This is a genomic window from Oceanobacter antarcticus, assembly GCF_044962685.1.
GTDB lineage: Bacteria > Pseudomonadota > Gammaproteobacteria > Pseudomonadales > Oceanobacteraceae > Oceanobacter > Oceanobacter antarcticus.
Map to the genome: position 1 here is coordinate 129,682 of NZ_JBBKTX010000013.1, position 9,582 is coordinate 139,263.

The window sequence follows — 9,582 nt, forward strand, 5'->3', positions numbered from 1 at the left end:
CAAGACTATTGCTGAGTACCGGAGTCTGCTGGCAGCGGGTTTTTTATCAATAATGGACTGATGTTGTTACTGACCAGGATATCCTGCGCCTTGTTCAATTTTGAGCGATTGGAAAAGGGACCGACAAACACCCGATGCCAGGTGCCACTGTTAATACTGGCTTCAACCGAGTAGGCATTCATGCCCAGTAACAGCAGGTTGGCCCGCATTTCATCGGCATCATCACCATTACGGAAAGAGCCGACCTGAAGCAAGTACTCATAATTGACGGTGGCATCTTTTGGGGTCGAGACATAGGCGTCGACTTCCGGCGCATCTACTTTCTGCTGTTCCAGCAAACGATAAAAATCATAAGCCGGTTTGCCCGCTTCTCGCATTGCCTGGTCTTTCACAGTATCTGCAACGCTGGCTTTTGCCCGCTCGATACCCTGTTGCAATGCCTGACGGGCATCACCCTTGATCGCTCCCAGCTCGTCACTGGCAGGCAGGGTACTGAGATAAATGACAAATCCGGCAAAGGCGATGGCCAGGGTTGGCGTGGTGATCCATACCCAACCGGGAATACGACTGGAACTGTCGGACATAAACCTTTCATCCTGATAAATGGTTGATGACGGCAGGCAGCTTCACCCACCGCAGCGGCAAGTGGCTTTACATCACGTCCGGAGCGCTCACACCCAACAAATACAAACCGTTGGCAATCACCTGGCGGACAGCTTCTGCCAGAGTCAGACGACCGTTACGCAAACCGTCGTCGTCCACCAGGGTTTTTTCGGAGTTGTAATAGGTGTGAAAATCCGCCGCCAGATCCTTGAGGTAGTTAGCAATCTGATGCGGCTCGTTGGCAGCACCTGCCACCTTGACCACTTCCGGGAAGCGCCCCAACTTCACGATCAGTTCTTTCTCGGAATCCAGCTGCAGGTGCTCCAGAGCTGCCAGACCGATTGCCGCATCCCAGCTCAGTCCCGATTCCGCCAGCTTGCGGAAAATGGAACAGACGCGGGCATGGGCATATTGAATATAGTACACCGGATTATCCGATGACTGTTCGCGCGCCAAGTCGATATCAAAGGTCAGCTGACTATCCGCTTTGCGCGCCGCGAGGAAATAACGGGTGGCGTCACGACCTACTTCGTCAATCAGATCACGCAAGGTAACGTAGCTACCGGCGCGTTTGGAGATTTTCACCTCTTCGCCACCACGCATTACGGTAACCATCTGGTGTAACACATAGTCAGGCCAGCCTTGGGGAATACCCACAGCCAGCGCCTGCAAACCGGCCCGCACGCGAGTGATGGTACTGTGATGATCAGCTCCCTGTTCATTCACGACCCGTTCAAAACCGCGCTGCCATTTATCCAGGTGATAGGCCACATCCGGTACAAAGTAGGTAAAACCACCGTCAGACTTGCGCATCACACGATCTTTATCGTCGCCGAACTCGGTGGTTTTCAGCCACAGGGCACCGCCATCCTCATAGGTATAACCACTGGCCATCAGGCGTTGTACCACGTCGTCGACCTTGCCTTCACTGTACAGCGAGGATTCCAGAAAATAGACATCAAAATCAACTGCGAAGGCTTTCAGATCCAGATCCTGCTCACGGCGCAAATACGCCACCGCGAAATGCCGAATGGCGTCAAGATCATCCACGTCTTTGGCACCAGTGTAGCTCTGGTCAGCAGACTCGACGGTGACTCCAGCCATATAATCGTTCGCCAGATCAACAATATAGTCGCCACGGTAGCCGTTCTCTGGCCAACCGGCGTCGTCCGGTGTCATCCCCTTGCAACGTGCTTGCACCGACAGCGCCAGATTGCTGATCTGGGCACCGGCATCGTTGTAATAAAACTCGCGAGTCACTTCCCAGCCGTTGGCATCCAGCAACCGACAGATACAGTCGCCGACCGCTGCACCACGGCCATGGCCAATATGCAGCGGCCCGGTCGGGTTGGCCGACACAAACTCGACCTGTACTTTTTTACCGGCACCGGAATCATTCCGGCCATAACGGGCACCGGCGTCCAGTACGGCCTTGACCAGATGACTGGTTGACGCCTGGCTGAGGTAAAAATTAATAAATCCGGGGCCTGCGATTTCAACCTTCTCGATCAGCGCCGTGGTGGGTAGTGCATCCACCAGCAACTGCGCCAGCTCACGGGGTTTTTTGCCCGCTGACTTGGCCAGGGTCAAGGCCAGATTCGTTGCCAAATCTCCGTGCGCCTTGTCACGGGTGTTATCGATCTGGATACGCGCCTCGTATTCGGCAGGTAACACCTGTTGTTCTTTCAGACAAGAAATGGCGACGGACAGCAGCTCGGCAATTTGCGGTTTCATAAGCAGGGGATCAGATTGGTATCGATTGACAGGAAAGGAACCTGAGTATCTCAAATTCAGCGCTCCGGGTGAAGGATAGGGCGGCACCCAGTACAAAAACCCGATGATTTGTTCAGTGACTAAAACGCACCGTCAGAATACATCCGATCAAGTGACCGCCGCTTTCCGTCTGTTTTCTCTGGAAGCCGCCACCAAAAGAAGTTATCCATCTATTTATTCACACACTTTTCCACACATCGATCTCGCCATTGCAATTTGTTATCCACATCACAGAACGTCAAGGGACACCGGTCATTTTTTACCCTCCAACGAACATAAAAGATGTGCTTTTCCTGACAAGCAGCCGAGGGATTCGTGAAACACTCTATAACTCGATGATTTGTTAATATTTTTTTTGGTCTTTAGAGAATCTTTGGCATGAAATCACAAAGGTTGTTTTTTGAACAACTCAACCAACCTCTAACAACGACAAGGGAGTCCGCTGGTTACCCCAAAGTTATCCCAGCTTTTATCCACAGAAACATGGGATAAGTCCATCTTATTCACACCTGCGAATTTCCCTACTACCCAGCAACAAGATGACACCAATCGTTCGCCAAGATCACTGCGTTGTGAGCGGCCTTTTGCTAAACTACGTGCCTTTCACGCATCCGGGCAGCGCTTGTCGCCAACCCGAAGCGCATAAAATAGCTGCCAGCCGCTGCGGCAGGATCTACGAATAAAGAGAGAGACACCATGCCTGAGTACCGCTCCAAGACCTCAACCGCAGGTCGTAATATGGCGGGTGCCCGTGCCCTGTGGCGCGCCACCGGAATGAAAGACGACGATTTCCATAAGCCGATCATCGCCGTCGCCAACTCTTTTACCCAGTTTGTTCCGGGCCATGTACATCTGAAGGACATGGGGCAGCTGGTCGCACGTGAAATCGAAAAAGCCGGTGGCGTCGCCAAAGAGTTCAACACTATTGCCGTGGATGACGGTATCGCCATGGGGCACGACGGCATGCTCTACAGTTTGCCCAGCCGCGAAATCATTGCCGATTCGGTCGAATACATGGTCAATGCCCACTGTGCCGACGCGCTGGTGTGTATCTCCAACTGCGACAAAATCACACCGGGAATGCTAATGGCGGCGTTGCGCCTGAATATTCCGGTAGTGTTTGTCTCTGGCGGTCCGATGGAAGCCGGTAAAACCAAGCTGTCGGAACACAAGCTGGATCTGGTTGATGCCATGGTCATCGCTGCCGACGATACCGCCTCGGATGAAAAAGTCGCCGAATACGAACGCAGCGCCTGCCCAACCTGTGGTTCCTGCTCTGGAATGTTCACCGCCAACTCCATGAACTGCCTGACCGAAGCCATTGGTCTGTCGTTGCCTGGTAACGGTACGGTACTGGCGACTCACTCTGACCGTGAAGAGTTGTTCCTCGAAGCGGCGCGTCTGATCGTAAAAAACGCCAAGCGTTATTATGAAGAAAACGATGAATCGGTGTTGCCACGCTCCATCGCCGGCTTTAAAGCGTTCGAGAATGCCATCACGCTGGATATCGTCATGGGTGGTTCAACCAATACCATTCTGCATCTGCTGGCGGCGGCCCAAGAAGCCGAAGTGGACTTCGATCTGAAAGACATTGACCGTATGTCCCGTGTCGTGCCGCAGCTGTGTAAAGTGGCGCCGAACTCACCAAAATACCATATCGAAGATGTCCACCGGGCCGGTGGTATTATGGGTATTCTGGGCGAAATCGAACGCGCCGGTCTGCTGCACGCCGACCTGCCCACCGTACACAGCGCGACCATGCTTGAGGCGCTGGATAAGTGGGACATCATGCGCAATCCGACGCCAGAAGTGCTGGAGTTTTATAAAGCAGGCCCGGCCGGAATTCCAACCCAGACAGCGTTCAGCCAGAGCACCCGCTGGCCAACCCTCGACGGTGATCGCGCCAACGGCTGTATTCGTAATCTCGAAAACGCCTACTCCACAGAAGGTGGCCTCGCCGTTCTGTATGGCAATATCGCCCTCGACGGCTGTGTGGTAAAAACCGCCGGTGTTGATGATTCCATTCTGTTGTTTAACGGCAAGGCGAAAATTTTTGAGTCTCAGGACAGCGCGGTAAAAGGCATTCTGGCCGACGAAGTGGTCGCCGGTGATGTCGTCATCATCCGCTACGAAGGCCCGAAAGGCGGTCCGGGTATGCAGGAAATGCTGTACCCGACCTCCTACCTGAAATCGAAAGGGTTAGGCAAAGACTGTGCACTGCTGACTGATGGTCGTTTCTCCGGTGGCACCTCCGGTCTGTCGATTGGTCATGCCTCTCCAGAAGCCGCTGCCGGCGGAGCGATTGGTCTGCTGCAAGATGGCGATCCGATTACCATCGACATTCCGAACCGTACGATTAACGTGATGATCGATGACGCCGAACTGGCCGCCCGTCGCACAGCCCAGGATGCCAACGGCTGGAAACCGGTGGAACAGCGTCCACGTAAAGTCAGCACGGCACTGAAGGTATATGCCAAGTTCGCGACCAGCGCCGATAAAGGTGCCGTGCGCGACAAATCGTTACTCGATTAACGCCAGAAATTGAGAACCCGTCAGACGATAGCCAGTCTGATCTTTCAGCACACTGACGTGTGACCTGAAAGCGGCGCTGTTTCACCGTCAGTGAGACAGCGCTTTTTTTGTGCACTAACAGGATCTCTATATGTTCTCCATGCTCCGGCATAGCACTTTCCTGCCTGTTCTGCTGGCCCTGCTGCTGGCATCAGGCTGTGCCAGCAAACATATCGCTAACGAAGAAGCCTTCGACGACCTCGCTGCACGCAAGGCAGAAGCCTTTACCGGCGATACGGATTCCGCACTCGACAAGGCGGAAGATGCGTTGATCACGGCGAGAAATGAAAACATTGCCCTGTATTCCCCGCTGCACTGGCAACAGATGAACGAATCCATCAAAACGGCACGAAAGGATGACCTGGCCGGAAAAAACCAACAGGCTATCGAAGCCGCCGCCTGGGCGCTAACACTGTTTGAAAGCGCTATGACCAACAAACAGAAAGTTGAAGACAGGCTATCGGTACTGCTGGTGCAGAAACAGACACTGGAAGAAATCAAGGCCAACAAGGTATTACCAGCCGCCTATCAGAAGCAGTTCGAGCAAATCAAAGCGTTGGCACAACGTATTGAAGCGGGCCGCAATGGCAATATGAACGACGATATTAGTGATCTGCTTGAAGACATGCAGGCATTGGAGCGTGACACCATGCTCGAACTGCACTGGCGTCCCGCCCGAAAAACCCTTGATAAGGCCGAAGATGAAGGTGTCGATGACTTTGCCGCCGATACCTTTCGGGCAGCAGAAAAGCTAACGGAAGAAGCCAGAGATACAATCAGTGACCAATACCCCAATCGGGTTTTGTCGGAACAGATCGGCAAACGGGCACTGCGAGCGGCACAACATGCGCTTTATATCGGCCGTGAAGCCGAAAAAATCATCAATATGGATATCGATGACGCAGAGCAGGCTGCTCTGCGCTTCGAGGATTACCTGCATCAGTTAGCCGCAGCGCTTAACGCTGGCGACCTTCGCAATATGGCCTTTATCGATCAGACTCTGGCACTGGTACAGAAAGCCAACGAACTGTCAGTTAATATCAAGGCTCCGCTGGAAAAGAGAATCCAGGAACTCACCAGCCGTCTGCATACGTTGGAATCTGAGGCGTCGGTGCCAGTACCAGCCACCTCAAAACCAAAACTCTCGCAACCTTGACAGCTGTCAGCCCGTCGTCATTGGCAGGATGATACTGCTGCCATCCGGTTGCGGTTGAAACAGCAACCGCTGATGGAATTCAGCCGGAATTTCATCAGCGTGGTGAGTGACATACAGCATCGTCATACGCTGCTGACTCACCAAACGATTGATAAACGCCAAGACCATCTGACGACTGATATCATCCAGCCCCTGACAGGGTTCATCCAGAATCAGCAAAGCCGGTTGCTTGATCAGCGCCCGACCAATCAGCACCAGCCGCTGTTCACCGTATGACAGGTGCTGCAGACTCTGGTTGGCCTTATGCCGAAGTCCCAGAATATCCAGCCACTGCAGCGCCAGCTTTTTGTCATCATCCCGCACGGCTTTATACAAACCGATGCTGTCATGCAGGCCGGAAACCAAGGCACTGATGACATTGGTTGAAGCCCGGTATTGCCACTGCAACGAGGCCGATACCAGGCCGATATGCTTCTTGATATCCCAGATACTTTCACCCGAGCCACGCTGGATACCAAACAGCCGCAAGTTATTGCGGTAGCACTGCGGGTTATCCCCCGTCAGCATTTGCAACAAACTGGTTTTGCCACAACCATTAGGCCCCTGAACCGCCCAGTGCTGGCCCGGTGTAATCGTCCAGTCCAACTGATCAAACAGCACGCGGTCGTCGTAACCAATATTACCCTGGGTCAGACAAACAAGAGGCTCATCTTCTGCGAGCATCAGTGGTGGAGCTGGCGGCGGCGGTAACTCGGGCAACTCACTGTCAAAATGGATCAGGGCGTTAACCTCAGGCCGGGCCAGTACTTCTTGCCGAACACCTTGCGCCATAAGTTCAGCATTGTGCATAAACGCCACATGCGTTATCCAGTCCGGTAATTCATCCAGTCGATTGGCGACCCAGACAATGCGGATCCCTTTCGCTGCCAGCTCATCCAGCCACTCCCTGATGTAGTCACGGCTGTTCGCATCCAAACCTTCATACGGCTCATCCAACACCAGTAAGTCGTGCTGCTGACGCAGCCGGTTAACCCACAAAACCTTGCGACTTTCACCCGTCGACAAGGATCTGAAGCCCTGGTCGAGTAAATGGCGAATTCCCAAACCATCAATAAGATCCGCGACATCCTCCAGCGGTGAAATCAGATCACGTACCAGCGTTCCCTTGTAGGCCATGTCCGTAAGGTCACTTTCATCCACTTTGCGCTCGTGTTCAATCAGCTCGGCCTGAGCCTCCAGAGAGACATAAGCGATATTATCTCGCAGTGATTGTATAGTGCCATGACTCAGCTTGACCCGACCTCCCAACAGACAGGACAGAACCGTTTTCCCGCTGCCGTTAGTTCCGGTAATCGCCCAGTACTGACCTTCGTCAATCTGCCACTGATCAACAACCAGATAACGGCCATCGTGGAGCTTTGCGCGTATTGCTTCGAACTTCATCTGTTATCAACCCGGCGGCCAGTTCAGTGGACGACCACCGATGACGTGCATATGCAAATGAAAAACCGATTGACCCGCATCTGCACCGTTGTTAATAACCAATCGGAATTTATCTCCGAGACCTTCAGCTTCGGCCACCTGATTAGCAGTCAGCAGCATATGCCCAAGCAACTCCTTATCTTCAACGTTAGCATCGCACAGCCGGGGAATGGGTTTACGGGGAATAATCAGAATATGAGTGGGCGCTGCCGGGTAAAGATCGCGAAAAGCCAGCACCAGATCATCTTCATAAACAATGTTGGCCGGGATCTCACCGCGCGCTATTTTGCCAAAAATAGTGTCTTCAGACATAGTGTCCTCCTGTCATTATCGGACACCTTACTGTACAGCCCGGCCTCTCTTCAATCCATCATCAGTCGTCGTCGACGGATACCACCTTGTTACGACCACTCAGTTTCGCGCGGTAGAGGCATTCATCCGCCACCGAAAACATTTGCTCAGCAGAACCACCGCTGGTCGTGCAAATACCGATGCTGACCGTAATCCGTAACAAATCGCCATCTTCGACATCAATAAGTAGCCCTTCAATGTGCCGTCGAAAGCCATCCATCAAGGCCGATGCCCGGCTGGAGTTTATGCCGGGCATCAATATCGCAAACTCTTCACCCCCAACTCTGGCCGATAACAGCTGGGAGAAGGTCTGCAATAATTCTGCTGATAATGTTTTCAAAACAATATCACCCGCCTGATGACCAAATTCATCATTGGTTTTCTTAAAAAAGTCGATATCAAGCAGCGCCATGCTGTTTTTTACATTGTTGTATTTATCCAGTCGTTCATCAGCTGCTTTGGAAAAATAACGGCGATTAAACATGCCCGTCAGATAATCCTTGGATGCCTGCTCCTGTAGCTGAATGAAAGCTTCTGTTGCCAACGTACTATTGGTAATACGGCAGGTAAATTCCTGATGATCAAATGGTTTTGGCAAAAAATCATCCGCGCCGGACTTGATAAAATCTACCGTCAGCTGCTCACGCCCGCAGTTAACACCAGAGATAGCAATAATACCTATCGGTCGGCTGCTGTATTTGTAACGTACCATCTGAACCAGTTCCAGACCATTCATGCCCGGAAGTTCATGCTCGACGACCATGATTCTGATTTCCGGGCTCTTTTCCAGATGTTCCAAAGCCTCTTCTGCGCTACTGGCTTCAATAATCGGATAACGATGGGTTTCCAGCATTCTGATCATGGTATTTCGGCACACTTTTGAGTCGTCGACCACGAGAACGGGAAATAAGTGGTTGCGCTCGAGTCGAGCAAGCATCTTCACCGCATACAGGTACCAATAGCGTCCATCCTTGGTTACATAATCAGCAATACCGGATTGCAAAAACCGCTGCCGCGTTTCTTCATTATTACTGGCAGTCAGCACGACACATGGGACACCAGCAGTCACGATAGCATCCACGGCTTCGCCGTTCGGTGCATCAGGCAAACACACATCAACCAGAGCAGCAGCCAGCGTCTGTCGATGTTGCTTCAAAAGATAGAGAGCATCCTGCAATGTCGATGCATAAACAACATGATCGCCAAGAGATTGCCGAATGATATGTTTGAGTATTTTGCTGACGACAGGGTCGTCTTCAACAACCAGATAAGTTACCACTGCTGTTCCCCGTAACACGTACAAAGAAAGTGTAGTCAAGAATAAGACGTTGATGACAAGGGGACGTTTTTTTGTCGTCGATTGCCTTAAATCATGGCGCCTTTCCAAGCAGTAGGCAGATTGCGAAGTATTCACGACTAACACCCAGCTGATATTTATGCGAATTTAAAATACAAAAAAGCCCGGTAGAATAATCTACCAGGCCTTTGGTTTCAGGGTACTGTTCAGCATATTGGTTTTGTAGCGAACGTAAAAAACCCCGCCCTGCAGCGCAGGACGGGGTGTTCTGTTTAAGAGCTTGACGATGACCTACTCTCACATGGGGAGACCCCACACTACCATCGGCGATGCTGCGTTTCACTTCTGA

General features: G+C 52.1%; 8 protein-coding genes. 2 read left to right on the top strand and 6 right to left on the bottom strand.

Translation table 11 applies throughout. From position 1 onward, the window contains the following. Nucleotides 1–5 precede the first annotated feature (5 nt). Both WG929_RS11945 and argS read right to left on the bottom strand, forming a co-directional pair. Nucleotides 6–584 (bottom strand): SPOR domain-containing protein, encoded by a 579-nt coding sequence (locus tag WG929_RS11945; protein ID WP_416206197.1) that lies wholly within the window; start codon nt 582–584, stop codon nt 6–8. A gap of 67 nt (nt 585–651) precedes the next feature. Further along, the gene (gene argS / locus WG929_RS11950; RefSeq protein ID WP_416206198.1) at nt 652–2,337 is read right to left on the bottom strand and encodes an arginine--tRNA ligase; all 1,686 of its coding nucleotides are present in this window, start codon (nt 2,335–2,337) and stop codon (nt 652–654) included. A 735-nt stretch (nt 2,338–3,072) separates the two neighbouring features. Here argS and ilvD point away from each other — a divergent pair. Both ilvD and WG929_RS11960 read left to right on the top strand, forming a co-directional pair. Further along, on the top strand, nt 3,073–4,908 hold the full coding sequence (gene ilvD / locus WG929_RS11955; protein WP_416206199.1) for a dihydroxy-acid dehydratase: 1,836 nt from the start codon (nt 3,073–3,075) through the stop codon (nt 4,906–4,908). 130 nt (nt 4,909–5,038) lie between these two features. After that, nucleotides 5,039–6,103, top strand: a complete 1,065-nt coding sequence (locus WG929_RS11960; protein WP_416206200.1) for a hypothetical protein — start codon at nt 5,039–5,041, stop codon at nt 6,101–6,103. A gap of 6 nt (nt 6,104–6,109) precedes the next feature. On the opposite strand, the gene modF is transcribed toward WG929_RS11960, so the two are convergent. The 4 genes from modF to WG929_RS11980 all read right to left on the bottom strand — a co-directional run. Beyond that, nucleotides 6,110–7,546 (bottom strand): molybdate ABC transporter ATP-binding protein ModF, encoded by a 1,437-nt coding sequence (gene modF, locus WG929_RS11965; protein ID WP_416206201.1) that lies wholly within the window; start codon nt 7,544–7,546, stop codon nt 6,110–6,112. A gap of 6 nt (nt 7,547–7,552) precedes the next feature. Further along, nucleotides 7,553–7,897: a histidine triad nucleotide-binding protein gene (locus WG929_RS11970; protein WP_416206202.1), complete on the bottom strand. Its 345-nt coding sequence runs from the start codon at nt 7,895–7,897 to the stop codon at nt 7,553–7,555. Nucleotides 7,898–7,958: 61 nt separating this feature from the next. Continuing rightward, nucleotides 7,959–9,350 (bottom strand): diguanylate cyclase, encoded by a 1,392-nt coding sequence (locus WG929_RS11975; RefSeq protein ID WP_416206203.1) that lies wholly within the window; start codon nt 9,348–9,350, stop codon nt 7,959–7,961. Next, on the bottom strand, nt 9,307–9,582 hold a 276-nt coding region (locus tag WG929_RS11980; RefSeq protein ID WP_416206204.1), incomplete at its 5' end, for a hypothetical protein. The genes WG929_RS11980 and WG929_RS11975, both read right to left, overlap by 44 nt.

Coding starts and splice junctions, on each gene's coding strand:
- WG929_RS11945 (WP_416206197.1), bottom strand. CDS start 584: ATGTCCGACAGTTCCAGTCGTATTCCCGGTTGGGTATGGATCACCACG.
- argS (WP_416206198.1), bottom strand. CDS start 2,337: ATGAAACCGCAAATTGCCGAGCTGCTGTCCGTCGCCATTTCTTGTCTG.
- ilvD (WP_416206199.1), top strand. CDS start 3,073: ATGCCTGAGTACCGCTCCAAGACCTCAACCGCAGGTCGTAATATGGCG.
- WG929_RS11960 (WP_416206200.1), top strand. CDS start 5,039: ATGTTCTCCATGCTCCGGCATAGCACTTTCCTGCCTGTTCTGCTGGCC.
- modF (WP_416206201.1), bottom strand. CDS start 7,546: ATGAAGTTCGAAGCAATACGCGCAAAGCTCCACGATGGCCGTTATCTG.
- WG929_RS11970 (WP_416206202.1), bottom strand. CDS start 7,897: ATGTCTGAAGACACTATTTTTGGCAAAATAGCGCGCGGTGAGATCCCG.